General features: G+C 68.8%; 23 protein-coding genes and 1 CRISPR repeat array. Of the genes, 10 read left to right on the top strand and 13 right to left on the bottom strand.

Translation table 11 applies throughout. From position 1 onward, the window contains the following. The first annotated feature begins 74 nt into the window (after nt 1-74). On the top strand, nt 75-260 hold the full coding sequence (locus BKA25_RS10530; protein WP_157421130.1) for a hypothetical protein: 186 nt from the start codon (nt 75-77) through the stop codon (nt 258-260). Here BKA25_RS10530 and BKA25_RS10525 read toward each other — a convergent pair whose 3' ends face one another. Next, entirely contained in the window at nt 261-1,184 is a 924-nt protein-coding gene (locus BKA25_RS10525) for a LysR family transcriptional regulator (protein WP_084643706.1), read from the bottom strand. Between the two features lie 284 nt (nt 1,185-1,468). Beyond that, nucleotides 1,469-2,237: direct repeats of the CRISPR family, unit length 37 nt; unit sequence GTTGCGATCCTCACCGGCCCAAAAGGGCCGGTGCCAC. A gap of 323 nt (nt 2,238-2,560) precedes the next feature. On the opposite strand from BKA25_RS10525, the gene BKA25_RS10520 reads away from it, so the two are divergent. Together BKA25_RS10520 and BKA25_RS10515 are read left to right on the top strand one after the other, a co-directional pair. Further along, nucleotides 2,561-3,694: a serine hydrolase domain-containing protein gene (locus BKA25_RS10520; RefSeq protein ID WP_069850216.1), complete on the top strand. Its 1,134-nt coding sequence runs from the start codon at nt 2,561-2,563 to the stop codon at nt 3,692-3,694. A gap of 200 nt (nt 3,695-3,894) precedes the next feature. Then, nucleotides 3,895-4,752: an LLM class flavin-dependent oxidoreductase gene (locus BKA25_RS10515; RefSeq protein WP_069853798.1), complete on the top strand. Its 858-nt coding sequence runs from the start codon at nt 3,895-3,897 to the stop codon at nt 4,750-4,752. 22 nt (nt 4,753-4,774) lie between these two features. On the opposite strand, the gene BKA25_RS10510 is transcribed toward BKA25_RS10515, so the two are convergent. From BKA25_RS10510 to BKA25_RS10500, 3 genes are all read right to left on the bottom strand, one after another. Next, nucleotides 4,775-5,650 carry an aminoglycoside phosphotransferase family protein gene (locus BKA25_RS10510; RefSeq protein WP_069850218.1) on the bottom strand — a complete coding sequence of 292 codons (876 nt, stop codon included), beginning with the start codon at nt 5,648-5,650 and terminating at the stop codon, nt 4,775-4,777. A 76-nt stretch (nt 5,651-5,726) separates the two neighbouring features. Further along, nucleotides 5,727-7,883 carry a prolyl oligopeptidase family serine peptidase gene (locus BKA25_RS10505; protein ID WP_084643134.1) on the bottom strand — a complete coding sequence of 719 codons (2,157 nt, stop codon included), beginning with the start codon at nt 7,881-7,883 and terminating at the stop codon, nt 5,727-5,729. 542 nt (nt 7,884-8,425) lie between these two features. Continuing rightward, nucleotides 8,426-9,427, bottom strand: coding sequence for an NADP-dependent oxidoreductase (locus BKA25_RS10500; protein ID WP_236750292.1), 1,002 nt, complete (start codon nt 9,425-9,427; stop codon nt 8,426-8,428). 137 nt (nt 9,428-9,564) lie between these two features. On the opposite strand from BKA25_RS10500, the gene BKA25_RS10495 reads away from it, so the two are divergent. Beyond that, nucleotides 9,565-10,455, top strand: a complete 891-nt coding sequence (locus BKA25_RS10495) for a LysR family transcriptional regulator (RefSeq protein WP_236750293.1) — start codon at nt 9,565-9,567, stop codon at nt 10,453-10,455. Nucleotides 10,456-10,777: 322 nt separating this feature from the next. Here BKA25_RS10495 and BKA25_RS10490 read toward each other — a convergent pair whose 3' ends face one another. Beyond that, a complete protein-coding gene (locus BKA25_RS10490) occupies nt 10,778-11,506 on the bottom strand; it encodes a S1 family peptidase (protein WP_069853800.1) in 729 nt (242 codons plus the stop codon). Nucleotides 11,507-11,849: 343 nt separating this feature from the next. Between BKA25_RS10490 and BKA25_RS10485 the strand changes: the two genes are divergently transcribed. Next, nucleotides 11,850-12,068: an FCD domain-containing protein gene (locus BKA25_RS10485; RefSeq protein WP_069850224.1), complete on the top strand. Its 219-nt coding sequence runs from the start codon at nt 11,850-11,852 to the stop codon at nt 12,066-12,068. 34 nt (nt 12,069-12,102) lie between these two features. Here BKA25_RS10485 and BKA25_RS10480 read toward each other — a convergent pair whose 3' ends face one another. Continuing rightward, a complete protein-coding gene (locus tag BKA25_RS10480; RefSeq protein WP_069850226.1) occupies nt 12,103-12,513 on the bottom strand; it encodes a winged helix-turn-helix transcriptional regulator in 411 nt (136 codons plus the stop codon). An 83-nt stretch (nt 12,514-12,596) separates the two neighbouring features. Here BKA25_RS10480 and BKA25_RS10475 point away from each other — a divergent pair, with 83 nt between their 5' ends. Together BKA25_RS10475 and BKA25_RS10470 are read left to right on the top strand one after the other, a co-directional pair. Continuing rightward, on the top strand, nt 12,597-13,448 hold the full coding sequence (locus BKA25_RS10475) for an SDR family NAD(P)-dependent oxidoreductase (RefSeq protein ID WP_216637737.1): 852 nt from the start codon (nt 12,597-12,599) through the stop codon (nt 13,446-13,448). 139 nt (nt 13,449-13,587) lie between these two features. Further along, nucleotides 13,588-15,117: a BNR repeat-containing protein gene (locus tag BKA25_RS10470; RefSeq protein ID WP_069850227.1), complete on the top strand. Its 1,530-nt coding sequence runs from the start codon at nt 13,588-13,590 to the stop codon at nt 15,115-15,117. Between the two features lie 254 nt (nt 15,118-15,371). Here the strand turns inward: BKA25_RS10470 and BKA25_RS10465 are convergent, their stop codons facing one another. Further along, nucleotides 15,372-16,148 carry an alpha/beta fold hydrolase gene (locus BKA25_RS10465; protein ID WP_069853802.1) on the bottom strand — a complete coding sequence of 259 codons (777 nt, stop codon included), beginning with the start codon at nt 16,146-16,148 and terminating at the stop codon, nt 15,372-15,374. A 143-nt stretch (nt 16,149-16,291) separates the two neighbouring features. After that, nucleotides 16,292-19,171 carry an FAD-binding and (Fe-S)-binding domain-containing protein gene (locus BKA25_RS10460; RefSeq protein WP_157421421.1) on the bottom strand — a complete coding sequence of 960 codons (2,880 nt, stop codon included), beginning with the start codon at nt 19,169-19,171 and terminating at the stop codon, nt 16,292-16,294. 276 nt (nt 19,172-19,447) lie between these two features. Here BKA25_RS10460 and BKA25_RS10455 point away from each other — a divergent pair, with 276 nt between their 5' ends. Further along, the gene (locus BKA25_RS10455) at nt 19,448-20,233 is read left to right on the top strand and encodes a DeoR/GlpR family DNA-binding transcription regulator (RefSeq protein ID WP_069850231.1); all 786 of its coding nucleotides are present in this window, start codon (nt 19,448-19,450) and stop codon (nt 20,231-20,233) included. 81 nt (nt 20,234-20,314) lie between these two features. On the opposite strand, the gene BKA25_RS10450 is transcribed toward BKA25_RS10455, so the two are convergent. Next, nucleotides 20,315-21,256, bottom strand: a complete 942-nt coding sequence (locus tag BKA25_RS10450) for an oxidoreductase (RefSeq protein WP_069850233.1) — start codon at nt 21,254-21,256, stop codon at nt 20,315-20,317. A 96-nt stretch (nt 21,257-21,352) separates the two neighbouring features. Then, the gene (locus BKA25_RS10445) at nt 21,353-21,856 is read right to left on the bottom strand and encodes a nuclear transport factor 2 family protein (protein WP_069850235.1); all 504 of its coding nucleotides are present in this window, start codon (nt 21,854-21,856) and stop codon (nt 21,353-21,355) included. A gap of 50 nt (nt 21,857-21,906) precedes the next feature. On the opposite strand from BKA25_RS10445, the gene BKA25_RS10440 reads away from it, so the two are divergent. Together BKA25_RS10440 and BKA25_RS10435 are read left to right on the top strand one after the other, a co-directional pair. Next, nucleotides 21,907-22,476 carry a TetR/AcrR family transcriptional regulator gene (locus tag BKA25_RS10440; protein ID WP_069850237.1) on the top strand — a complete coding sequence of 190 codons (570 nt, stop codon included), beginning with the start codon at nt 21,907-21,909 and terminating at the stop codon, nt 22,474-22,476. Between the two features lie 64 nt (nt 22,477-22,540). Continuing rightward, nucleotides 22,541-23,044, top strand: a complete 504-nt coding sequence (locus BKA25_RS10435; RefSeq protein ID WP_069850240.1) for a nitroreductase family deazaflavin-dependent oxidoreductase — start codon at nt 22,541-22,543, stop codon at nt 23,042-23,044. 15 nt (nt 23,045-23,059) lie between these two features. Here BKA25_RS10435 and BKA25_RS10430 read toward each other — a convergent pair whose 3' ends face one another. Genes BKA25_RS10430 through BKA25_RS10420 form a run of 3 tightly spaced genes read right to left on the bottom strand, consistent with a single transcriptional unit; the run spans nt 23,060 to nt 25,707 of the window. Next, nucleotides 23,060-23,899: a class II fructose-bisphosphate aldolase gene (locus BKA25_RS10430; RefSeq protein ID WP_069850242.1), complete on the bottom strand. Its 840-nt coding sequence runs from the start codon at nt 23,897-23,899 to the stop codon at nt 23,060-23,062. Further along, entirely contained in the window at nt 23,877-24,812 is a 936-nt protein-coding gene (locus tag BKA25_RS10425) for a 1-phosphofructokinase family hexose kinase (protein WP_069850244.1), read from the bottom strand. The genes BKA25_RS10430 and BKA25_RS10425 overlap by 23 nt, the downstream gene beginning before the upstream one ends. 13 nt (nt 24,813-24,825) lie before the next feature. Then, on the bottom strand, nt 24,826-25,707 hold the full coding sequence (locus tag BKA25_RS10420) for an SIS domain-containing protein (protein WP_069850246.1): 882 nt from the start codon (nt 25,705-25,707) through the stop codon (nt 24,826-24,828). Nucleotides 25,708-26,552 lie beyond the last annotated feature (845 nt).

Here is a 26,552-nt window from a genome sequence, read left to right as displayed (position 1 = left end):
GCGGCCTGCGGCGGTGCGGACACCGCTTCGCGGCGGGTCGGGTCGCCGATCGGGCGGTGCCATGGACAACCGGGGTGTTCGACCTCGTCGTCGATCCGGCGGATTCCTCGAACGCGCGTCGCCGAGCCGTTCCAACGGCGATCTCGCTGTCGCCTTCGCAGCTTCGACGAGGAACCGTGGGCGCGTCCAATGATGAATTTCGCGACCGATTCATCGGGATTTCGAATGGTCGATCCCGAAACCGCATCGGTGCGGCGTGATCAGGGAGTGGTGATCTCAGGGCTGCGCGGCGCGGGCAGGGCTCGGCCGGAGCCTGCCGACCATGGGATGTCGAGGGAGCCGAAGAAACTCTCCAACACGTCCAGGGCGGCGGTCTCCAGGTTCAGATCCAATCCTCGGCGGGTCGCGAGATGGACGCCGATGCTGCCGAGATCGGGCAGTCCGCCCAGCCGTGTCAGGCCCGATGGGGCCCGCCCGGCACTGGGCAGCACCGCCACGCCGAGACCGGCCCGCACCGCGGCGATCACGCCCTCCACACTGGTCGACTCGGCTACCACGTCCACGGTGCGGTCGGCTTCACCGAGTCGTTGCAGGGCGCGTTGGCGCATCCCGCAGGGCTCCCGATAGGCCACCAACGGCCAGGGATCGCTACGTGCAGGCGGCTGCCAGCCGGGAGCGGCGTACCAGCGCAGCGGAAGGTTTCCGACCAGCCGACCAGGGATGTCGCCGGGGAAACCGAGAATGACGGCCAGGTCGACGAGGCCCCGGTCCACCGAGTCGATCAGTTGCGTCGATCGATCGAGATGGAATCGGACCGGCCGTCCTGGATAGGCGTCGCGCAGCGAGGAGAGGAGTTCGGGCAGCACCTGTTCGGCGGCGGTCTCGGCGGAGCCGATGACCAGGCCGGTGCGGGTGTCCGAGGTCAGCCTGTTCAGTGCCTCGTCGTGCACGGCCATGATCCGTCTTGCCTCGACGAGGAGCCGCTCGCCCGCTGCGGTGAACCGGGCTCGCCTGCCGTCCTTCTCCACCAGGGTCTGGCGTAATCGTCGTTCCAGTTGCCGGACATGCTGGCTCACCGTGGGTTGGCTGATGCGCAGCACCGAGGCCGCGCGGCCGAAACCTCCGCAGTCCTCGATGGCGACGAAGGTGCGAAGCTGAAGCAGATCCAACGAGACGTCAACCATCGGCACGCACCTAGATCTTCTCGATCGGCGGCCCGCCGCGATCGACGATGCGGGCCCTCGAACCTCGCGATCGACGCTAAGCGCGGCGCGGCGAACCGGTCAACGAAGGCCGCATCGTGGGAACGCGCCGCGAGGGCGGAATATCTCAGCAATCGCATGGCATCAAAGACATGCCGCTCACTCCGCTGTCAGGGCGGACTGCTCGCGGCCTGGCGGCGCCGATAACCGGCGCCGCAGATCGCCATCGTGCACCACCGCCGGGGTCCCAGCCGCGAGCGGTCGCCGTTGCGATCCTCACCGGCCCAAAAGGGCCGATGCCACGGGGTGCCCGACCACGATTCGCCAGACGACACTCGTGTTGCGATCCTCACCGGCCCGAAAGGGCCGATGCCACCCAAGCATGGGATGCCCTACCGCGTGGTCTGGATTGTTGCGATCCTCACCGGCCCGAAAGGGCCGGTGCCACCTACGCGGCTTGTGGAGGTCGAAGTTCGTCGCGGTGGAGTTGCGATCCTCACCGGCCCAAAAGGGCCGGTGCCACAGGAAGGACTTCCAGCGACTCCGGTTCGGGCTCCGGTTGCGATCCTCACCGGCCCAAAAGGGCCGGTGCCACGGGCCTGGTGCGCACCGCGCACCTACGGCTTCCGTGGTTGCGATCCTCACCGGCCCAAAAGGGCCGGTGCCACCGTCGTGCCCTCGGGCGCGGCCCCGGGGTTGGGGTGGTTGCGATCCTCACCGGCCCAAAAGGGCCGGTGCCACTGGGTTCTTGTGCTCGTGCGCCAGATGGTGTTGGCGTTGCGATCCTCACCGGCCCAAAAGGGCCGGTGCCACCTTGGTCTCGCCTATGAGGCTCTGCAAGCCTCCGAGGTTGCGATCCTCACCGGCCCAAAAGGGCCGGTGCCACCCCTTCCGTCACAGGCAGGGGCGAGACCAGCATTACGAGTTGCGATCCTCACCGGCCCAAAAGGGCCGGTGCCACGCCGGTCCGAGATGAGCTTGTTAACCGCTGCCTGGTCGTTGCGATCCTCACCGGCCCAAAAGGGCCGGTGCCACCCTGGTTCAACAGGCACATCGTATTACGCGGGGCCTCGAAGTTATCGAGCCGTGTCAGACACACCCGGCGTCAACTTGGGTGAGCCCCGGCGTGTCGCACGACGCTTGCCTTCCCTAAGCAACCTGGAGCACCGCGATACCGGGCCCGGCGGCGAAACACACCGCCGAACAACCCCCGCCGAAGCGCCACGCACGAACCATTTTCACGAACGCGCCCAGCGCTCGATTCGGTCCGAACACGTTCGCTGAAAACGCCGTCACCGCGACACTCCCACTCGCCGCGTCGCACCGGAATGAGGGCGCCTACCTGCCAAAATGGCGCGATGTCGCCTTCTGCCGATGGAACAGTCGTTGCCGGCTACCAACGCGTGGCCGAGGCCTTCGAGCGTTCGCTGTCCGATGACGGTACCGAGACCGCGCAGTGTTGCGTGCATGTCGACGGCGAGATGGTGGTCGACCTGTGGAGCGGGCTGCCCGAGGCACTCGAGGTGGTCTTCTCCGCGACCAAGGGTGCCACCGCCGCCTGCGCGAACCTGCTCGTCCAACGTGGACTGCTGCAACTCGATGCCCGGGTGGCCGAGTACTGGCCCGCCTATGGCGTCCGAGGCAAGGAGTCGACCCTGGTCCGATGGCTGTTGAGTCACCGGGCGGGGGTGCTGACGCCGCGCGAGCAGCTGACGATGGACGCGCTCGCCGAATGGGACCTCGTCGCCGCCACGCTGGCCGCACAGACTCCGGCGTGGGAACCCGGGACCGCCTACGGGTATCACGCCCAGAGCTTCGGTTGGCTGGTGGGCGAACTGGTGCGGTTGGTGGACGGCCGCTCGCTGGGGACGTTCTTCCGAGAGGAGCTTGCGCAGCCTGCGGGCGCGGAGTTCTGGATCGGCCTGCCGCAGGATCAGGAGCCGAGGGTCGTGCCGTCGGTGGCCGACGATCCCGCGTTGCCGCCGGGGACCGATCCCGCCCAGCTCGACCTGTCGTCCTACTTCGGTCCGCACCACCTCGACGCGTTCACCCTCGGTGGCATGCTGCCCGAGGACATCGTCGCGGCGGCCACCGATCGCCGTTACCGCGCCGCCGAGGTCGGGGCCTCGGGTGGCGTCGCCAACGGACGCGGTCTTTCCCGGCTCTACCGCCTGCTGCTGGACGAGTTCACCTCGGCGACCGTCGAGGACATCCTCACACCGGAGACCGAGGGCACCGACCTGGTGCTGTCGAGCCCCGCGGTGACCGTCACCCAACTCTTCGGCCGGGGATTCGACGTGTCGCCGCCGGTGGGCGCACCGCCCGGGACCCGTACCTTCGGCCATGGCGGCTCCGGCGGCATCTCGGCTTTCGCCGATCCGGATCGTCGACTCTCCTTCGGTTACACGACAAGCCGATTGGTGCCCGGGCCGCCCGGCATGGACCCGAGGACGAGTTCCCTGGTCGAGGCGGTGTACGAGACGACGGGCTAGGTCGGGGCAGGCGGCAGGGGCCAGGTAGCCGAGGTTCGCGACGACTTGCCAAAGCGGAACGTCGTTCCGTATCTTAAGAATCGGAACGTCGTTCCGCTTTGGTTCGGCCCGGTGCACCGGCCGACCCAGTCTCGTTCTCGGCCGCTGGTCGACCCGACCCGCGCCGCCTGCTCTCGTTCGCCAGAAAGGTTCCGACCCCGATGCCCAGTTTCGGAATCATGACCGCACCCATGCAGATCGACTATCACCGACTCCTGCCGGTCTGGCAGGAAGCCGACACCATTCCCGAGATCGAGCACGCCTGGTTGTTCGACCACCTCATGCCCATCGGCGGCGATCCGATGGGCCCCGCCTTAGAGGGCTGGACGCTACTCGGTGCCCTCGCCGCGCAGACCCGGCGCCTGCGGATCGGTCTCATGGTGACCAGCAACAGGTTCCGGCCGCCCGCAATGCTGGCCAAGATCGCCACGACCGTGGACATCGTCGCCGACGGACGGCTCGACTTCGGCATCGGCGCGGGCTCCCGCCCAAGCCACCCGATGGCGCGGCGCGAATACGAGTCACACGGCCTGCCCTTCCACGACTTCGCGCATTCCGTGGGCAGCCTCGCCGAGGCGTGCACCGTGATTCGTCGACTGTGGACCGAGCCCGAGCCGTTCGACTTCGACGGCGACTACGTCAGGTTGGTCGGCGCGTTCGGCAATCCCAAACCGGTGCAGCGGCCCCATCCGCCGATCCTGATCGGCGGGCGCTCCTCGGCGACCCTGCGCGTGGTCGCCGAGCACGCCGACCTGTGGAACATTCCCGGCGGGGATATCGAGGACGTCGTCCGCCGCAGCGCGCTGCTCGACCGCTACTGCACGGAGATCGGCCGTGATCCGGTGACGATCACCCGCTCGATCCACCTGCCTGTCGACTACGACGCCCCGGCCCCGACCCGCACCGCCATCGGACAGGCGATCGACGCCGGTTTCGGACACGTCGTGCTCGGCCTCCCCGCGCCCTATCCGCCGCATGCCGCGCAGTGGGTCGCCGAGGAGCTCATCGCGACGACCTGATCGCCGGCCGAAGGCGTCGGAATCAGCGGATCAGCGTCAACAGCTCGTCGAGCACCGGCTCCGGTCCGCCGTAGGCGAGGTGCGAGACGGCGAACATCGGCGCGACCACCCGGCTCCATTCGAGAAGCCGATCCGCGTCGAGGCCGCAAGCGGTCGCCACCCGCAGGCACCGGGCTTCGATGCCCTCCTGCCCCGCGCCTTCGACGACGTAGTCGACGGCGTCGAAACAGGGATCGCCAACACACGCCTTGGGATCGATCGCGACCAGCCCACGCGACGGGCCGCCGTCGAGGACATTGCCGAGATGCAGGTCGCCGTGCAGCAACACCGGCGCGGTCTGGGTGTTCAGCAGGGTCTCGCAGCGCCGGATGGCCCGTTGCCAGGTGGCCGCGTCGATCCGGGCGCCGACCTTCGGGTCGTCCAGCCGCTTGCCGACTCGTTCGAAGGATTCGGCAAACCGTCCACGCAGGTCCCACGGCCAGTCGGCGGGCACGGGCACGGCATGCAGGTCGCCGAGCAGCTCCGCCCACCGCTCCGGCAGGTCCACAGCGGGCAGGTCCGTGGCCTCGGTGCCGGGAAGGATCTCCTCCAACACCATCGCGCCCACCTCCGCGTCGGTGGCCAACACCGCAGGCACCCGCCCGGAGGCCTCGAACACCCGCAACATCTCGACCTGCTTGGCCAACAACGCGCGATCCGGCGTCAGCTTGAGCACCGCCGGGATCCCGTCCCGCCATCGACAGCGCAGGACGACCGAGGACGCCCCGCTCTCGAACATCTCCCCCAGGGTGAGGCCCCATCGGGACGCCAACTGCGCGGCGACGGTCGGGACTTCCGCAAGCCAGCTCGCGGCCTGCGGGCCGAACCGATCGGTCAGGCGCGTGGCGACATCCTCCATATTCACCTCGGTAGTCTGCAATGCGAGCTGCCGGAACGCGGAGGCATTATCGAGCGGACGCCGCGCAGGCCTGCGTCTATTCGACGGCGGGACCGCGTCGGGTCAAGGTCCGATCGCCGAGCTGATCACGCAGGAACGCCAGGATGTCGGTGATCGAGTCGACCCGTTGCGCCCTCGTCGCGCCTGCCCCGTGGCCCGCGTGCGCGTCGACCCGCAGCAGCACGGGACGGTCCGACGCCGTGGCCGCCTGGAGTCGGGCCGTGGTCTTGGCCGGTTGCCATACCGCCACCCGAGGGTCATTGAGCCCGGTGGTCAGCAGCACCGCCGGATACTGCTGTCCGTCCCGAACCCGCAGGTAGGAGTCGATGATCAACAGATCGCGTAGGCCGTCCTCGGTGGTGATGGTGCCGAACTCGGGGACGTTGACCGGGCCGTTCTCGCTGAACTCCTGACGCGTCGCGTTCGTCACCGGCACCCGCAGCACCATCGCCGCCCACAGCTCGGGCCGCCGCACGAGCGCGCCACCGACCGGAATGCCACCCGCGCTCGCGCCCTCCCCCGCCAGCCAGGCGGGCCGGGTGTAGCCGTGGGCGATCAGGTATTCGGCACAGTCGATGAAGTCGGTGATGGTGTTCTCCTTGTGCGGCCCACGACCTGCCGCGTGCCAGGCCCGACCGTGCTCGCCGCCACCGCGTAATCCCGCGACGGCGTAGATGCCGCCGTCCTCGCACCAGACCCGCAGATCCGGGGTGAACTCGGCCGCGAGCACATGCCCATACGAGCCGTAGCCGGAGAGCAGCGTGGGGTTGTCGCCGTTCAACGGCAGCCCAGCGCGGTGGATCAGGCGGAGCGGAACGGCGGCCCCATCGCGGGCTCGCACCACGACATCGGTGGCCATCAACACCTCGGTGTCCGAACCGGGCAGCCAACCGGTGTCCCGGACGGTCCCGGTGGCGCCGTCGTAGTGCAGCAACATCGGCGGCGCGGTATGAGAGGTGGTCAGCAGCAGCGCGCCGGAGCCGCTCGGCAGGCCGGTGATCTCCTGGATGGTGCCCGCAACGGGCAGCTCGATCTCCTGGGTGTCCCCGCCGGTCAGCGGCACCCGACGAAGCCGGTCGGCGCCCGCGTGCAGTTCCCGAACCAACAGGTAGTCGCCCACCACCCGGACCGCGATCAGTACGCAGTCGGATTCGGGCACGAGTACCGGTGCTCGGCTCAGCTCCGGATCGACGGCGGAGACCGCCACCACCCGGCCTCGCGGCGTGCCACCGTGGGCGACGAGGTAGAGCACGTCGTCGCGCATCGCGAAGGCCGTGATGTCGTCGGCGGGGTTCGCGACCTGCCGCCACGGGCAGCTCGCAGGCTCGGCCAGGGCCGCGCGGGGCGCGAGGTAGATCGAGCAGTCGGAGATCCGTTCGGTCAGCGGGCCGACCAGCGCACTGTGCGAGACGACGGCGACGACCCAGTCGGAATCCGGCTGCACCAGCACGAACGGCCGATCCCGTTCGGTCAGCGGCACCGCGTCGTTTCGGCCACGCGCCAACACCGGGACGTCCTGTTCGGCCGGGGTGCCGAGTCGGTGCAGACAGGACTGGCTGTCGAACCGGCGTTCGTCGGCGGCGAAGTCGGGTGTCGGTTCTGGATAGCGGTGGTAGATCAGTGCCGTGCCATCGGGCAACCAGGACACCGCGCCATGCAGGCTGCTGTGGACCACGTCGTCGAGTAGCTCGCCGGTCTCGACGACCACGATGCGCAGGATGCTGTCCTCCGAACCACCTGCGGAGAACCCGACCGCGACATGACTTCCGTCAGGGGACGGCACGTACCAATCGATTCCGCCATGCGCATCGCCCGTCACGGCGACCGGGTCGGCCAACACCCGGCCCGCCGAGGGCTCCGCGGGCTCGGCTCCGGTACGCACCATCAACACCGGCACCGTGGTCTGCGGGTCCTCTCGTAGGAAGAACAGCAGACCGTCGACTCCGGCGACGAAACCGGACTCGCTCGTCCCCGTCGAAGTCAGTTCCTCGACCCTGGCCCGGATCCTCGCGCGGTTCGGCAAGGAGTTCAGGGCGGCTTCGGTGTGGTCGGCCTGCGCGGTGAGCCAGCTTCGCAGCTCCGGGCCGTCGGTCTCCATCCACCGGTAGGGGTCGCTCAGGCGGATGCCGAATCGGCTCTCCTCCACGGTATCCACCCGCGCCACGGGCGGGCTGTCCTTCGACGATCCCGTCATACGACGTCCTTCTCATAGCGCGGTCCCGCGTGCGTCTAGTCGAGATCGGCACGGGTGCTGGCGAATGTCGGCTGATTCGAATCTAGCCGGATTCTGTCGGCCGGGGGGCGACGTCGAGTGCTCGCCGGACAATAGGATTCGCGTTGGTGCTGACGCCGTCGGGAGGCTGGGCATTGCGCGGATCAGCCGCGGAACACGGTCGCGGTGTTCTTGGATTGGCGCAACGTCGATCGATGTTCACGGTTGCTCCACAAGGTCAAGAAGCGATGACGCCCTTCTGAACGCCAAGGTGACGAGAGGTCTGCCCCGCGCTAGCGGGGGTGAGAGCCCCAGCTCAGCAGCTCGAACGGCTCGGCGCTGACGTCTGTCCCGCGCTAGCGGGGTGAGCCTGGCCAGCTCAGCGGCCTCTTTGCCGTACTCGCGTCTGCCCCGCGCTAGCGGGGGGGTGCGCCGCGGATCTACGTCCCTACGGCAACAGCCGCGTGGTCCGCCCTGCAGAAGCGGGGCGGACCACGTCGCTATTGCGCCGCGAACACCGGCTATCACTCGGCGACGCGGACCAGCATCTTGCCGATGTTCTCGCCACGCAGCATTCCGATGAAGGCGTCGACGGTGTTCTCGATGCCATCGACCACCACCTCGTCGATCAGCACCGTGCCGTCTTGGACCCGAGGGACGAGGAAGCGTTCGAATTCCGGGATGGAATTCAGGTGCCTGTCGGCGAGATAGCCCTCCAGTCGCAGGTTCTTCTCGACGATGTCGAAGAGGTTGTGTGGTGCGGCGGGCGGGGTCCGCAGATTGTTGTACTGCGCGACCGCGCCGCAGGCGGCAATGCGGCCGTGATCCTTCATCGCGGCGATCGCGGCTTCGAGGTGATCGCCGCCGACGTTGTCGAAGTACACGTCGATCCCGTCGGGGGCGGCTTCGGCGAGCTGTTCGGTCACCGAACCCGCGTGGTAGTCGAATGCGGCGTCCAGGCCCAGTTTCTCGGTCAGGTAGGCGATCTTCGCCGCCGATCCGGCACTGCCCACGATGCGCCGCGCGCCGAGTAGCCGGGCGATCTGAGCGGTGGCACCGCCGACCGCGCCCGCCGCCGCCGAGATGAACAGGTCGTCGCCGGGCCGGAGCGCGGCGATCTTGACCAGACCCACGTAGGCGGTGAAGCCGGTGAGTCCGAGGATGCCGAGGTAGGCGCTGAGCGGGACGCCGTCGGCCGGGTGGATTCGGGTGACCTCGGTGACGGCGGGCAGGGCGTGGGTCCGCCAGCCGTGGCGGTGTCGGACGATGCTGCCGACCGGCACCGTCGGGTCGGATGATTCGAGGACCCGCCCGATCGCATCACCCAGCAGGCCGCCCGCCAGCTCCCAGCCACCCCATTCCATGAGTTCCCGCATATACGGATCGACGGAGAGATAGAGGTTCTCCACCAGCAGCTGATTGTCGTCGCGCTCGGGGATCGGCAGGGTGACCGCCTCGAAGTCGTCCTTCTTCGGTGCGCCTGCCGGTGGCGCGACCTGCCGGATGACGGTCATGACTGAACTCACGGGATCTCCCTGGTAGCGGGGTGGAAACGGGCTCGATGACGACGCTAGATTTCCGGCGCTCTGCTGGGCAGCGGCTGGCATATGTGGTTCCGGCCGTTGCATGAATCCCGTTCATGGCTGTCGTTAGACTCGGTCCGGTGGCCGACTCCTACCCCAGTCCGCACGAGCTACGTCTGCTGCTCGCAGTGGAGCGGACGGGCAGCTTCACCGGCGCCGCCGAGGAACTCGGACTCACCCAGTCGGCGGTCTCCCATGCCGTGCGCACCATCGAGCGCAAGATCGGCGCGGTCCTCTTCGAACGCGGCCGTACCGGGTCGGGCCCGACCGATGCGGGCGAGCGGGCCCTGGTGCACGCGCGACACATCCTGCGGCAGTACGAGGTGTTGCAGGTCGAAGCGCGCGGTGCCGCGAACGGACGGATCGGCGGGCCGCTACGAATCGCCGCGTTCCGCACCGCCGCCCTACACCTGCTGCCTGCTGCGCTGGACCGACTGGCCTCGCGGCATCCCGAGCTGAGTCCGCAGGTCTCGATAGTGCGAGAACTGGGCCGGGGCCCGATGGGCGAGGTCGCCGACGGCCGAGCCGACGTCGCCGTCGCCACCCTGCCCGAGGACGTCGTCCCGGAACCCGGGCTCCTCGTGGGCGAACTGCTGCGCGAGCCGTACCTGTTCGTCTATCCGACCGGTCATCCCGCGCCGCGCACCCTGCCGTTGATCGACTGGGACGAGAACTGCTCGGCGGCCACCCTCGGCTGGTGGTCGAGCCAGGACTGGTTGCCGCCCGCCAAGATCACGGCCGCCGACGACGGGGTCGTGCTGCAGATGGTGGCGCAGGGCCTCGGAATGGCGATCCTGCCGAAGCTATCGCTGACCAACGCGCCGGCAGGGGTCACCATCACGCAGCTCGGCGATCAAGCGCCGACTCGCCGAACCGTGCACCTGACCAGTAGGGCGGGCGCGCACTCGCTCGGTGTCCGAGAACTCGTGCACGCCCTCCGGGCCACCCGGGACGAGCAACTCACCAGGTAAGGCTTCAGCGCTGATCCCGAGTGAGCACCGATTTTCGTCGTGGGAACGATCAGGCCGTAGGCATGTGGTCCTGCTGGCCACGCCACGATTCGGAACTGCTCGAGCGCAGCCCCCCAGGGATGGTCGGCGATCCTGCTCACCTATCGGATGCGGTCGGGACTGTGCCGGTGGTGCACACGCACACGCATGCCTTCGTTATCGCCACAGACCATCCGGCCGACGCCCGTGCGATCCGGGCGCCGCTGATTCGCCACCCACAGGAACGCCTCGCGATGGACGATCCCATCGCGAGGCGCGGCGGAGCAGGTCGATCTACGGACGATCAGATCCCGGTGTGCTGGGCGATCCAGTTTCGGAACTGGGTCGCGTCGGTGTAGTTCGAGGGCTCGGTGCCGCAGATCGCCGGACCGCTGCTGGTCACGCCGACCAACTCCCAGCCGTTGGCGCCTTGGCGCAGCGCCGGGCCGCCGGAGTCGCCGAAGCAGGCGCCGCTGTCGCCGCCGGGGTTGTCGACCCGGATGTAGGGGCCGCTGATGCCGACCACCGAGGTGTCCAACTGTTGCAGGACCTGCGGCGGCGGGCAGTTCTCCGGGGAACAGGTCGCGCCCCAGCCGAGCAGCCGTAGCGGAGCGCCGTTGCCGCCCGTCGTGTCGGCCAGCGGCGCGGGCGTCGCCGAGACTGCGCGGTCGAGCCGGAGCAGGGCGATGTCGGCCTGCGAGTTCGCGATCTTCTGCGCCACACCGGCGGTTTCGCCGCCGCTACCGGTGTGCAGGGAGCCGACGCGAACGCCGTCGATGCCGCCCAGGCAGTGTTCGGCGGTCACCACCCAGGTGGGGGCGATCAGTGTGCCGCCGCAGTAGGCGCCGCCGCGCGAGGTGGCCGCGACCATGAACGAGTAGGTCTGATCGGCGTCGACGCCGCCGACGATCAAGGTCTCGGCGGGCTGTCCTGCCTCGTGGGTGGCACCCATCGCGGCGGTCGGGCCCGCCACCAACAGTGCCAGTGCGGTTCCCAGACTCGCGAACATGCCGATCAACCTGCGTGCTCTCATCTTCCGGCTCCATCCCACGGCTTCGACGGCGGAACTGTCGGCGAGAATCGGCGTCCCGGCGCCCATCCGGGCACGGTCGGCCGATGTACTCGGCGGTCGAGTGCGGCGTGCGCGGCGCTGACCTTCGCCGACCGTAACGAGATGCACCGGAGACCAGGTACCACCGTTTGCCGCACCAGGGCGCGCCGGCGTGTCGCGGCGGATTTCGCCGCGCGGTCGGGGAAGGGCCCGTCTCGGTTGCTGAGCATGCCGCGATAGGTCTCCGGGTCCGGCCGCGGTCCGCGCCAAGTCGTCCATCCCGCTGAGCCGGTCGACCTCCCACATCAGCGCGGTCTTGGACGCGATGGCCATCGGATCGATCGACAAGGCCGACCGCTATCGCAGGCTCGCATTGGAGATCGCGCGCACCGACGCCGAACGCGCCAAGAAGGACGAGGAGCACGCGAGCCTGTTGGAGCTGGTCGTCGCAGGTGACGTGGAAGGCGCGGCGGCGGTCATGCGCGAGCACATCGACACCATTCTCAGCGCGCAGGCCGCCAGAAGGCCGACCCGACCGGACTGATCCCCGCGCGCGGGTGGGATCACCGTCGAACTACCTACTCGACCGACCCGTTGCGCAGCCGGGCGGCCGCCATGTCGGGCTCGTGTCGTACCGCCCACTCGGCCAGCGCCGACACCGGACCGAGCAGGCTGCTGCCCAGCGGAGTCAACCGGTATTCGACGCTCGGCGGCACCGTCGGGAACACCTCGCGATGCACCAGGCCATCGATCTCCAAGCCACGCAGCGTCCTGGTCAGCATTCGTTGGCTGATCCCCTCGATCGCCCGGTGCAGTTCGTTGTATCGATACGGTCTGCGGCCGAGCAAGGCGATCAGAATCAGGCTCCATCTGTCACCGACCCGCCGGAAGATCCCGCCGACCGGACAAATCTCCAATTCCGCGGTCGGAACCGGATTCGGTAGCTCATAAGCAAGCACGGCGGGCACATCGGTGTTCGTACCGGACATCAAACTGCCTTCTTCCGCTGACCTGGCCTGTCGATCAACGATAGGTGGGTCAGGACGAGACAGGGCGAACACCGGAGGACACCGTGCCGAAGCAGGCACCGAAGAACGTGGTCATCAGCGGGGGCAGCACCGGAATGGGCCGGGCCACGGCCCTGGAACGGCTGGCTCGCGGCGACCGCGTCACCGTGATCGGCAGCAATCCGACACGGGGAAAGGCACTGCTCGACGAGGCTGCGAATCCACGACTCCGCTTCGTGTGCGCCGATCTGTCCACCGTCGCCGAGGTCGACCGGGTGGTCGGGGAGATCACCGAACAGCACGATCGCATCGACGCCCTCGGATTGTTCGCCAACCGGGTGCGGCCGAAACGAGTCGAGACGGCGGACGGCTGGGAAGCGACCTTCGCGCTGTACTACCTGAGTCGTTATCTGTTGGGTCGTCGGTTGGCGCCGCTGTTGGACGCGAGCCCGAGGTCGGTGATCATCAATGTCGCGGGTGTCGGGAACACCGCAGGCGGAATCCACTGGGCCGATCCACAGTTGACCGAGAACTACGGAACGGTCCGCGCGCAACTCCAGGCGGGCCGGGCCAACGATCTGCTCGGTGTCTCCTACGCCGAGAATGCCGACAGCACCGCACGCTACGTGCTCTATCACCCCGGATTCACCAAGAGCGGCGCGGAAGCACACCCGAGTGCGCTGGTCAGCGGCATGATCAAAGTGTTGGGCACGTTCTTCGCCCGCCCGGTGGCGGCATCGGTCCGCCCGATCGTGGAGTGGATCGAGCATCCGCCCGCCGCCGCGCTCACCGCTGTCGACCGGGGCAAGCCGGTGGATCCGACGCTGAAGACCCTCGATCCCAAGGAAGCCGCCCGGTTGGCCGAGTACACCGCGCAGTTGTTGCGGTCCACGAACACCGACAGCGAGGCCACGTGATCGCACGCGGGTCCCGCCGGCCGACAACGGCCGTGCGCTGCGGGATTCGTGTTCATCGGCGGGTAAGGCGGGATACGGTCGGGGGTGATCGAGCGCTGATGGCCATTCGATTCCCCACGCAGATCATCGGAGATCCGTCTTGGGCAGAAACGCAGCAGGCACCCGTGTTCTCGTCGCCGTGGTCGCGATCTCGCTGACCATTCCCGGCCCGGCCCTGTCCGCCAGCACCACAGCGCAGGCGCCGCCACCCAATGCCGTTCGGCTCGGGGATCGGATTCTCGATCCGGCCGGGCAAGCCCGGATCAGCTACGAGGGCACCGTCAACGCCGCGAGCTACCAACAGGACGGGCTGCTCACCTACGACGGCAAGCAGTACGCGGCCTGGTATCACGCGGACGGCCGAGTCGTGGTCTCCCGACGTGACCTGCCGAACGACCGCTGGGCCAGCATCGAACTCGACGGTTTCCTGGACGCCGACGACTCGCACAACACCATCTCCATGGTGGTCAGCCCGAGCGACGAGCGGCTGCATCTGGCGATCGGCACCCACGGCGGGCCCACGCTCTACGCCCGTAGCCTGCCCGGTCTGGCTGCCTCGGACAGCGATCTGCCGTGGTCCTCGCGTTCGTTCGAGCCCACCGGCAGCACGCTGCCGGGTGCGATCGGCGCCCCGACGGAATGGACCTATCCGCAGTTCGAGGTGCAGGAGGACACGACGCTGCTGACCTACCGGGAGGGCTCGACCAGCAACGGCCGACAGGTGCTGCTGCGTTATCGCGACGACGCCGAGGGCGGTTGGGAGTTCTTGGACCGGTTCACCGACAGCGTCGGCACCTACCGCAGCCCGTTCGGCACGAGTTCGAGCCGCTACGCCTACCTGCACGGGTTCGCAGTCAACCCGATCAGCGGCGAACTGCAGATCTCCTGGTCATGGCGGGAGCAGACCGACGCCTGGTGCTCGCCTTCGGGGCTTGGCAACCACGACATCGGCTATGCGAGCAGCCCCGACGGCGGGATGACCTGGCATAACAATGAAGGACAGGTGATCGGTCGCACCGGCACCGACGACCTGATCACCGTCTACGATCCGCATGTCGTCGTCGATGTCGCGATCAACCGGGGCCTGATCAACCAGGAGGCGCAGACCTTCGACGGCAGCGGGCGCATCCACGTCATGACCAGCCAGTTCACCGACTCCGATCTCGCGGCGATCGGCGGCTGCCATACCGCGACCTACGAACAGCGCGCCGAGTACGCGCGGCCCTTCCACCACTGGCGCGATGAGGACGGCGACTGGCACACCACGATCCTGCCGTTCTACAGCAACAGCGCGGGCCGCACGAAGCTGTTGTTCGATCGGCACGACACGGCCTACCTGGTGCTGCCCGATGCACGCATCGCCGCCGCCACCTCGGCAGCGGAGTGGACCGACTGGCGGATCGTGTTCGAGGCCGAGGACGTCGATCCCATCGCCGAGCTGATCGTGGATCGGCAACGCCTCGACCACGACGGAGTGCTCAGCGTGGCCTATGTGGAGCGGGGCGAGCCCAACGCGCCATCGGCCTTCCGGGTAGCCGATTTCCGCATCCGCCCCGGCGGTAGGCCGGTGGACAAGGAGAACGAGCCGGAAGCGCCGCCGGTGCCCTACGAGGGCAGCGCGGGAGGCTGACGAGCGGCTGTCGGGGCGGCAGGTAGTCCTGCATGCTGCCCCGTGGGCTTCGGCCGTTCGCCGCCCGAGGTCGACGGTCCTGGCGTTTCACCCGGAGTCACGGCAGGCTGTCCGGCCGCAGTCGCGGTCGAATCCGCATCCGGTTCTTCACCGACGCGTTCCCTGGCCGATTCGGCCAGCCGCGCGCCATGGCCCGTGCTCGCGTCTCGCCCGGCTTGTGTCGCCGGCGCGCTGACATCCGTGGCGATACACCGCTAGTCCGCCAGGAAATCCCGCACCAGCGGGCCCGCCACCTCGCGGAATTCCTCGAAGTAGGCGTGCCGGGCACCTTCGATCAGTTGCATCCGGGCGTGGGGGATCCGCTCGGTCAGCAGCGGCGCGTTGGCCACCGGATTGAAGACGTCCTCGGTGCCGTGAACCACCAGGGTGGGCGCGGTGATCTGTGGCAACGCGTCCCAGGCGTCGTGTCGGTGGCTGGCCATCAGGTGGGCGCGGCGGGCGTTGGAGGTCAGGTTCCGATCGCCGAGGGTGTTGTGTGGTCCGGGATGGGTGGCCTGCCAGGCAGGTGTGTACATCAGGTCGATCAGAGTCTGGCGCACCACCGCCCGATCGCGGTCGGACAGCGCCGCGCGAATGGAGTTGTCGCGTTCGATCCCGTGGCCTCGGCCCGGCGAGGTGCAGCCGAGCACCAGACGTCGAACCCGGTCGGGATGCCGCGCGGCGACCCATTGGGCGACACGCCCACCCATCGAGGTGCCGTACACGTCCGCGCGATCGACGCCGAGATCGTCGAGGATCGCGATCACGTCGTCGGCGAGTCCCTCGGTGCTGTACGGACCCGGTGGCTCATCGCTGTCCCCGGTGCCCCGGTAGTCGAGGGTGATCGTCTGGTGGGTGGCGTGGAAATCCTCCCGGATTCCGTCCCACCAATGGTGATTGTTGGACTGTCCGGCCAACAGCACCAGTGGGAGGCCCTGTCCTTCGACCTGGTAGGCGATCCGACAGCCATCCGGGGCGATCGCGTACGGCATGAGGATTCCACCCATCGTTGATCACAGTGCTCGATAACCGCTCGATGTGCCGGGGCGTCCCCGGCGATCAGGCGGCTGACACGGTAACCCGTCGATGGCACCGTGCCCGGCACGCGGGTAGGCGGCCGGGGCGGACGGCGTGGCTATCGTTCGCCGGTTCGCCTGCCGGACGTCAACCGCGCGGCCAGCAATTCGGCTAGATGCACGCCGCGGACCTCGGCCAATTGCTCGGCCTGGGTTCGACACGAGAAGCCATCCGCCAGGAACACCACGTCCGGTGCTCGATCGCGCAGCGCAGGCAGCAGGGTGTTCTCGGCGACGGCGACGGACACTTCGTAGTGGCCGCGTTCCATGCCGAAGTTGCCCGCCAGCCCGCAGCAGCCCGCCAGTCCGGTGGCTTTCGCACCTGCGGCGGCGAGCAGCGCGAGGTCCTTGTCGTAGCCGATCACGGCGTGCTGGTGGCAGTGCGGCTGCGCGAGGACGGTGACGCCGGTCAGGTCCGGGAGCCGCCACGGTCGGTCCTCGGCGAGCCGAGTGGTGAGCAGCTCCGCCAGCGTCACGGCGGCCCGGGCGACCTGCGGTGTGCGCGAGTCCTCGGGCAGCAGCTCGGTCAGATCCGACCGCAGCACGGCCAGGCAGGACGGTTCCAGACCCACGATCGGGATGCCCTCGGCCGCATAGGGTCCGAGTACGTCGAGCAGGGTGCCCAGCCTGCGGCGGGCTCCGTCGAGCTGGCCGGTACTGATCCAGGTGAGACCGCAACAGGCCTGCCGTTCGGGCACGATCACCCGGTATCCCGCGTCGGCGAGCACCCGCACCGCGGCCTGCGCCGCCTCGGGGCTGAACCCGTCGGTGAAGGAGTCGGCCCACAGCACCACCGGCGGGCGATCGTCGGAGATCGCGCCGCCGCTTCGACGTCGGACAGCGGATTCAGACCTGCGCCACCAGCGGGAGAACGGCACGCCTGCCAGCCGGGGCGCCCGGCGGCGACGGTCGACCCCGGCGATGGCCAGCAGCGGCCGCGCCAGGGCCCGCAGTCCCAGCACGGCATTGGCCACGGCCGGACCCAGCCGCCCGAGGCGGTGCAGCAACGACACCCACTGCGGCAGCCGTCCGAGGCTGTAGTGCGCCATGGGCCGCCGCCGACCCGCGTAGGTGCGGTGCAGGACCTCCGCCTTGTACTGGGCCATGTCCACCCCGGCGGGGCAGTCGTTGGCGCAGGCTTTACAGGACAGGCACAGATCCAACGACTCGTGCACCTCCGGCGCCGACCAGCCGCCGGTCACCAGGGTGCCGTTCGCCATATCCTGCAGCACCCTGGCTCGACCCCGGGTCGAGTCCTTCTCGTCGCGGGTCGCCAGGAACGACGGGCACATGAACCCGCCTGCCGCGCTGTTGTCCGCGCGGCATTTGCCGAGGCCGACACAGCGGTGCACCGCGCGCGTCAGATCGCCGCCGTCATGCGGGAAGGAGAAGCCGCCGTCGGCGAGCAACGGCAGGGCCTGCGGTCGCCGCAGATCGGCATCGATCGCACGGGGGCGGACCAGCACGCCCGGGTTGAGCAGGTCGTCGGGGTCCAGCAAGGCCTTGAAGGCCTCGAAGGTCTCGATGGCCTCCTTCGAGTACATCAGCGGCAACAGCTCGCTGCGGGCCCGACCATCGCCGTGTTCGCCGGAGAAGGAACCGCCGTGGGCGGCGACCAGTCGCGCCGCGTCGAACAGGAAGGCTCGAAATGCCGAACCGTCGTGGTTCAGTGGGAAGTCGATGCGCACGTGCACGCAGCCGTCTCCGAAGTGTCCGTAGGGCAGGCCGTCGAATCCGTAGGAGTCCAACAGCGCATCGAATTCACGCAGGTAGGGGCCGAGCCGTTCCGGCGGCACTGCGGCGTCCTCCCAACCCGGCCAGCTCTGCTCGCCGCGCGGCGAGCGCCCCGCCAGACCCGCGCCGTCCTCACGAATGCGCCACATCGCGGTGGCCTGCGGGCCTGCGGGCAGCACGACGGCATCGAGGGCCTCGGCGTCGGCGACCACCGCGCGGGCCGATTCGAGGGCCGCGCCGTCGTCGACGCCGCCGACCTCGACCATCAACCAGCCGGTGCCGCTGGGCAGCTCCGGCACGACGCCTCGGTGACTGCGCACGGCATCGACCATCCGGGCGTCGAGCCCTTCAACGGCCAATGGTCCGTGGCCGAGCAGCCTGGGCACCGCGTCGGCGGCGTCGGGCATCGTGGCGTAGCCGAGGACGACCAGTACCCGGGCGGGTGAGATCTGGACGAGATCCACAGTGGCGTCCAGCGTCACCGCGACGGTGCCCTCGGTGCCGACCAGCGCCCTGGCCAACCGGTGGCCGCGTTCGGGGAGCAGGTGTTCGAGCGAGTAGCCCGAGACCTGCCGGGAGAATCGGCCGAGTTCGGTACGCAGCACGCCCAGCCGTGCGCGGACCAACGCGTCGAGGCCGGGGAGCACGCTGAGATCGTCGGCGGCGGTGAATCGTCGACCGGTCCCGTCGAGCACGGTCATCGACCGCACGTTGTCGGCGGTGCGGCCGTAGGCGACGGCGTGCGGGCCGCACGCGTTGTTGCCGATCATACCGGCGAGCGTGGCCCTGGCCTGGGAAGACGGATCCGGGCCGAACCGCAGCCCATGTGGAGCAGCGGCGCGTTGCAGGTCACCGAGCAGCACCCCGGGTTCCACGACCGCGATGCCCGCGACGGGATCGAGCTCCCGAATCCGGTTCAGGTGCCGCGAGAAATCCAGCACGATGCCGGGACCGACCGCGTTGCCCGCGATGGACGTCCCGCCGCCCCGACAGGTCACCGACACCGCATCGGCCTTGGCGATGGCCAGTACGGCCTGCACGTCCTCGGCGGTCCTCGGCAGGACGACGACCTCGGGGACCACCCGGTAGTTCGATGCGTCGGTGGAGTACTCGGCCCGACGTCGGGAGTCGTCGGAGACCTCGCCCGCCACCGCTCGACGCAGCCGCGCCGCGAGGTCGGCGGCGTGCGACGACGCGGCCCGCATCCTGGTCATCCGGCCACGTCGCCCGCGTACGCCCTGCGGCACCGGGAAACCGTGCCCCGCACCGGAGATCGGTCGTCAAGGCTGCCCATGTTCTCCAGACCGTAGTGGAATACCGGGTTTGGAACGGGATGCGACGGGCCCGGAATTCTCGACCGAACTCGGCCGGGCCCACCCGGCGCACAGGGCAGCTGCGCGCGTCCGATGCAACGGCCCCGAAGGAAATTGGTTGCGGGGTACATTTTTCGAGGTGACCACGAACGGGCGAAAGGTGAGCCGGTGGATCGGCACGAACGGCTGAATGCGCTGCTGGAGATGGTCGGCCAGCGCGACAGGATCGACGTCGACGACACCGCCGCCGAACTCGATGTCTCGCCTGCGACCGTGCGCCGAGATCTGCATCATCTCGCCGAACGCAGGCTGTTGACCAGAACCCGAGGCGGGGCCGTGGCCAGCAATGTCGCCTACGACCTTCCCCTGCGACACAAGGCGGCTCGGCACGCCGATCAGAAACAGCGCATCGCGACCGCAGCGGCGAACCTGGTCGATCGGGGAATGGTCGTCGGGCTCAATGGCGGAACGACGATCACCGAGGTCAGCCGGGCCATCGCCATCCGGCAGGATTTGGCCGAACGCAGCGATTCGCCCGCGCTGACGATCGTCACCAACGCGCTCAACATCGCCAACGAACTCGCGGTCCGCCCGAGCATCAAGATCGTGGTCACCGGCGGGGTCGCCCGCCAGCAGTCCTTCGAACTGACCGGGCCGCTGGCCACCCGCATTCTGGAGGAGATCACCCTCGATCTCGTCTTACTCGGGGTGGATGCCATCGACCCGGTTCGCGGGGCATACGCGCATCACGAGGGCGAGGCCAGCATCAACCGATTGATGGTCTCGCGGGCTCGGCACGTCGCGGTGGTCGGCGACAGTTCCAAACTCGGCGGCTATGCCTTCGCCCGCATCTGCGCGATCGACGAGGTGCACACGCTGGTCACCGATTCACAGGCCGAGCAGCCGATGCTGGCGGCCTTCGAATCGGAAGGGCTGCGCATCATCGCCGCCTGATCTCGACCGCGATCGCGACTTCGAGGGTGAACGAAGGGGCTACGGCCCCCCGAGCGACGCGAACAGCCTCGGTGCGGCGACTCAGCTCGGATCCGGTGTGACGCCGGTGCCGGTCGCCGTGGCCGCCCATAACTCGGCCGCCAGCACCGAATCCCGCGCGGTCCTCGAACGTCGGACACGCCCGGCGGGACCTCGGACCTCGAACGGCCCGGTCGGACCGAGGTAGTCCCCACCGCGCACCGCTCCGGTTGCCGCGAGAAGTTGCGGCGCGATACCGCTGGCGACCGGTTGGGAGATCAGCCGATCGGGAAGCACGAGTAGTCGGGCTAGCCGGCCACCGCCCCTGGCGAGGCCGTTGTTCAGCAGTTCGGAGGAGGTCAGGCCCGGATGGGCGGCGACCGAGAGCACCGGTTCCGAATTCCTGCGCAACCGTCGATCCAGTTCGGCGGCGAACAACAGGTTGGCCAACTTCGAGGCCCCGTAGGCGAGCGTGGGTGAGTAGCGCCTGCGATCCCAATGCAGGTCCGTCAGATCCAGCCCGCCCGTCCGGTGGCCGATGCTCGATGTCGTCACCACCCGCGACGGCGATTGCGCGCTGCCTGCCGACCGCAGCGCCGGCATCAGCAACCAGGTGAGCGCGGCCGGACCGAGGTGGTTGGTGCCGAACTGCAGTTCGAACCCGTCGCGGGTCCGGTTCTTCGGGCCCAGGGACACGGCCGCGTTGTTGACCAGCACGTCGACCCGGTCGTCGGTGCGCTCCCGGATGTCCTCGGCGGCGCGCCGTACCGAGGCGAGGTCGGCGAGGTCGAGCAGCACCGCCTCGGCGCTGCCCCGATCCTCGATGCCTGCCCGCACCTCGTCGACGGCCGCCGCGCCGCGCTCGGCATCGCGAACGGTCATCAGAACGCGGGCACCGGCCCGGGCGAGCACACCGGAGAGCGCGAGGCCCAGGCCGGAGGTCGTTCCCGTCACGACGACGGTGCGCCCGGTGAGATCGGGTGGGAATTCGTGCGGCTGTGTCATGAGCGTCGGTACCTCCGCTGGCAGCGAGCGTGTTCGAAGTGGGATCCGCCGATGGTGGCCCCCGGCGGCACGGGGATGCGGCCGGTAGCCGAGGTTTCAGCCGATTTCGGAGGCCATGGCCGTCTGGAAGATGCCGAAGTTCCCCGTCATCCACCGGGCGGTGAGCTTGAGCTTGGCGATCCGCCAGCCGTCGGGGGTCCGTTCGAAACGGTTCGTGTAGTAGCCGTGCACCGTCTGGTCGCTGTCGCCGGTGTCGTTCGGCAGATGGTGGCCTGCTCGGACGTAGGCGACACAGGTGGCTCGATCGGCGCCGTCGAAGGTGATCGCGATATTCGTGATCTGGTGCTGCGTCGCCGCGAAGGACTCCATCCTCGGCGCCGTGGAGCGCACCCAGTCGTCGGCCGCCATCCGCACGGCGGCCAGACCGAAGCCCGCGCTGAAGTCGATCTCGATCTCCTCGGTGAAGCAACTGCGAAACAGCTGCCAGTCGCGGGAGTCGGTGCCCCAGGCATAGCGAAGCTGGACATCGTTGATCTCGGCCCGGTCCGCCAGGCGTCGAAGGCGGGCATCGTCGACGAGGGATTCAGCTGACAAAGTCATATGAATAACTCTCCACGGTTCACCTGACAGTGTCAAGTAAGCTTCTCCGCGTGACCCGGGCCGAGAGCGCTGCAGCGACACGACGGACCCTTGTCAACGCGGCAACCGAGCTGCTCGACGAGGGCGGCCGCGAGGCGGTGACCCTGCGCGCAGTCGGCGCCAGAGCCGGTGTCTCCCGAGGCGCGCCCTACGGACACTTCAAGAACAAGGAGCATCTGCTCACCCACCTCGCCGTCGGCACCTGGAACTCGCTGGCCGACGAGGTGGAACAGCTGCGAACCGACCCGGACTGCGCTCCCACCACACGGCTGGAGCGGGCCGTCCTGAAACTCATCGACGTCGCCCGGCGAAAACCACACCGCTACGCACTGATGTTCAGCACCCCGGCGGGCACCCCGGCGGCGGCCGAGGCCGCGAGCCGCTTGGAGAACGGATTCCTCACCCTCGTCGCCGACCTGGTCGGCGAGGCCGACGCACGCCGCTACGGCGCACTGCTGATGTCGAGCGCCCACGGCATCGCGGGGATGGAGCTCACAGGGCACCTGGCGAAGGACAAGTGGCAGGTCAGCGTGGACCAACTCGTGACCCTGCTGGTCGACGCGGTCCGACCCGACCGCTAGCGATCCTTGATCACGTTCCGGAAAGTGTCGGAATCATCCGCCCGCCGCGGCGTACGGTGCCGAGGTGACCAGTTCGGATCCTGACACAGGGCGTCCACCGCTTCCCAAGGGTTGGCGGCGATTCCTCTTCCGCCTACCGATCTGGCTGTACCGCGCCCGGCTCGGCTGGTTGTTCGGGAATCGGCTCATCCTCTTGGAGCACACCGGACGGAGATCCGGACAACGGCGGCAGGTCGTGATCGAGGTGATCGCCCACGATGACCCCGTCGCCCCATCCTGGACGGTGGCCTCCGGGTTCGGAGCGAAGGCTGCGTGGTATCGGAACCTCCGCGCCACGCCGACCGCGACGATCATCACCGGCGCCCGGCGACGCGAGGTCGTCGCACACTTCCCGACCTCGGAGGAAGGCGGACGACTCATGACGCAGTACGCCGTCCGGCATCCCCTCGTGGCGCGGAAGCTGAGCAGCTTCATGGGCTTCGAGGTGACCGACGGCAGCGCCCAGGAGTACCGGCGGGTCGGCGAGTCCATTCCGTTCGTGCGGTTCGAACCGACCGACCGGGATTGATCCCGGCACCGAGCGTCAGGCCGGTGCCGTGAGCAGCATCAACAATCGGGAGATCTCCGCCGTCACCCGTTCTCGGCCTGCACCGAGATACTTCCGCGGGTCGGTCGCCTCGGGCTGATCCGTCAGGTAGGTGCGGACCCCCGACGTGAACACCTTATTCAGCTGAGTGGCGATATTGATCTTCGTCATGCCGTGCCGGACCGCCATCGTCAAATGCTCGTCGGCCACCCCGGACGAACCGTGCAGCACCAACGGCACCCCGACCTGGGCCCGCAGAGCGGCGATCAGCGCGAAGTCCAACCGCGCATCGCGAGTGGCCATCGCATGGGAATTGCCGACGGCCACGGCCAGGCAGTCCACTCCGGTCTCCGCGACGAAACGCTGCGCCTCGACCGGATCGGTTCGAGCCCCGGGGGCATGGACGCCGTCCTTCCCGCCGACCTCGCCCAGCTCGGCCTCGACCCACACGCCATGCGCCCGACAGTGCTCGACCACCGCGCGGGTCGCCCGCACATTGTCCGCGTAGTCCAATACCGACGCATCGAACATCACCGAGGAGAACCCCAGGTCGACGGCCTCACGGACCAGATCCGCCGACTCCGCGTGATCCAGGTGCACGGCCACCGGCACCCGAGCGGCCCGCGCGGCCGCCACCGCCGCGCAGCCGATGGGGCCGAGCCCGCCGTGGTATCGGATCGCGTTGTGACTCAATTGGAGGATCACCGGGACGCCCACCGCCTCGGCTCCCGCGATCACCGCGCTGACGTGTTCGAGTTGGACGGCGTTGAACGCGCCGCAGCCCCGGCCCTCGGCTGCGGCCGGGATGACGATGTCACACGTCGACGCAAGCGGCATGGATCTCCTCCACGGTGACGGCGCTGTGCTCGCGCCGGTGATGATCGAGGTCGATGTCTCCCGCGAACGGGCCGAGCACGGCCGAGGCGGACACGGCGACGGCCCTGCGGAGCACCTCCGGCCACGGCCGCCCGCCCGCCATCTCCAGCGCTGCGCCCGCAACGGCGGCATCGCCCGCACCCGTCGTGTTGCCCCGCACCGGATGGGTGGGTCGAGCCCGCCAGGCACCGCGTTCGGCGACGAGCAGTAATCCCGCCGCACCCAGCGAGGCCAACACGGCGCCCGCGCCCCGTAACCGCAACTCCCGCGCCCCGGCCAACGGATCGTCGATACCGGTGACCTCGCGCAGCTCCTCGACGTTCGGCTTGACCAGGTGCGGCCGGGCCACGATGCCAGCCGATAAAGCGGCGCCCGAGGTGTCCAAGATGGCGGTGACGCCATGCCGGTGCGCCAAACCGATCAGCTCCGCATAGGCGTCGCTGGGCACACCCGGTGGCAGACTGCCCGCGCAGACCAGCACCGATGCGTGGTCCAACAGCCCGTGCACGGTGGCGACCACCGCCCGCCACTCCGACGGCGAGAACTCCGGGCCGGGTTCGTTCACCAGCGTCACCGTGTCCTCGGCCGCCGCCAGCATGGTCACGGTGCGCCGCGTGCAACCGGCGAGGTCACACAACACATGGGGCAGCTCGGCGGTGCGCAGGTCCGCCCGCACCAACGCCCCGTCGCCACCGCCGCAGGCGGCCACCGTCATCGCGGGCACGTCCAGGGTGTGCAGCACCCGGGCCACGTTGACACCCTTGCCACCGGCTCGCCGATGCACGCTGGCGGCCCGATGCACCGCCCCCGGCGTCAGCGATGACACGGCGTAGGTGACGTCGAGGGCGGGGTTCGCGGTGACAACGAGGATCACGGCGCCTCCGAGATCAGCTCAACACGACGGATCGGGTCAGATTGCGGGGCGCATCCGGGTCGAGACCGCGATCGGCGGCGAGCACGCCCGCCAGTCGATGCACTCGAACCAGGTCCGCCAGCGGATCGAGGTCGTCGTCGATGACGGAGGCTCCCGCGCCGGTGACCTCCTCGGACAATCCGACGGGCGGCTCGCCGAACACCCAGGTCACCCGGCCCGGTTCGGCGATGCTGATCGGCCCGTGTCGGTACTCCAGGGCCGGATAGGACTCGGTCCAACACCGCGCGGCCTCGCGTAGTTTCAACGCCGCCTCGTTGGCGATGCCCACGGTCCAACCGGTGCCCAGGAAGGTGAACTGGGACGCCGTCCGCACGACCTCGTCGACCGGGGTGGCGAGCACGCGTTCGGCATCGGAGACCGCGCGAACCAGATCGTGGCCCAGCTGCGCACGCAGCAATGCGAGGACCGAGGTGGCGAATCGGGTCTGCACCACGGAGTCCTCGTCACAGAAGGACAGGTCGACCACCACATCGGCGGCCTGCCCGATCGCCCCGGGAACACCGGTGATGGCGATACGGCTGGTTCCTTCGTCGAGGCCCGCGAAGAGGCGATGGATCTCGGTGGTGGTCCCCGAGCGGGTGATGGCCACTACCCGGTCGTACCGCCGTCCCATGGGGAACTCGGAGGCGGCGAAGGCATCGGTGTGTCCGTGGCCCACGGATTCGCGGAGCGCGGCATAGGACTGGGCGATGAACCACGATGTGCCGCAGCCGACGACCGCGACACGCTCTCCCGAGGCAGGCAGCCGGTCGGCGACGACGGGCGCGAGCGCGGCGGCCCGCCGCCAACATGCGGGCTGACTCGCGATCTCGACGTCCATCTTCGATGGCGACATGCGAAGCCTTCCTTCTCGTGCCCCGGTGCCGACGGCTCTGTGCGGCTGCCCGGGGATCGGCGCAGTCGTCGGGCCACGACGACGTTCTGGCCGATCGACCGGAACACACGAGCCGCCGGTCGATCGACGTCGATCTTGCTTGATTTCGCTCGATACTAGCGATTTTCGATCAACTTCGCGCACATAATGGTGACCGTCTGCGGCAGCCAGGTCAACGGCGATCATCTCCTGGACGCACAGCGCGACGCCGAGGATGTCGCCGCGCGGGCACCTCGGTTGCGATTCCGCCCGACGACGTCCAGTCGGTGTCCACGCCTGCGGAGTATCCACAGTTGACCGCCGGCATGGCCCCGCAATTCGGCGGGCGCCACCGACATCCCCCACCGCCAACACCGTCGGCTACCCGGACGAGAAAGCGGTCCGCCGTTCGACACCTCGTTCGATCCGACGGTCGAATCGTGCACTGCTCGATATTTCGAGTAGCGCCGACAGCGATCAGAACTGATCGATCATGCACAGAACTCGCGTTGACAGCGCATGATCGATCACTTAACGTCGAGTGACGATCACCGAACTCCTCGGCGGGCAGGAGTGCTGATGACCCGGACATTCGCGCCGTCCGAGACGAACCGGCGCCATCGACCCACTCGCATCGGACCGCGACCCGTCGAATCGCCCGCCCGCCTTCCGCTGTCCACCCCGGACGACCAAGGCGGCCGTTCGCTTTCCGCCAGCCCAGTCCACCGCCGAAGGATCCGACTCCTCGGTTGATCGCCCACCTCGAACGCGAAGCCGCGGTCGTCCGAGCCGACCACAGGCGCGGCGAATCGCAGCCATCCATCTCC

It is taken from the genome of Actinoalloteichus hymeniacidonis, from assembly GCF_014203365.1.
GTDB lineage: Bacteria > Actinomycetota > Actinomycetes > Mycobacteriales > Pseudonocardiaceae > Actinoalloteichus_A > Actinoalloteichus_A hymeniacidonis.
This window is presented reverse-complemented; position numbering and strand designations above follow the sequence as displayed.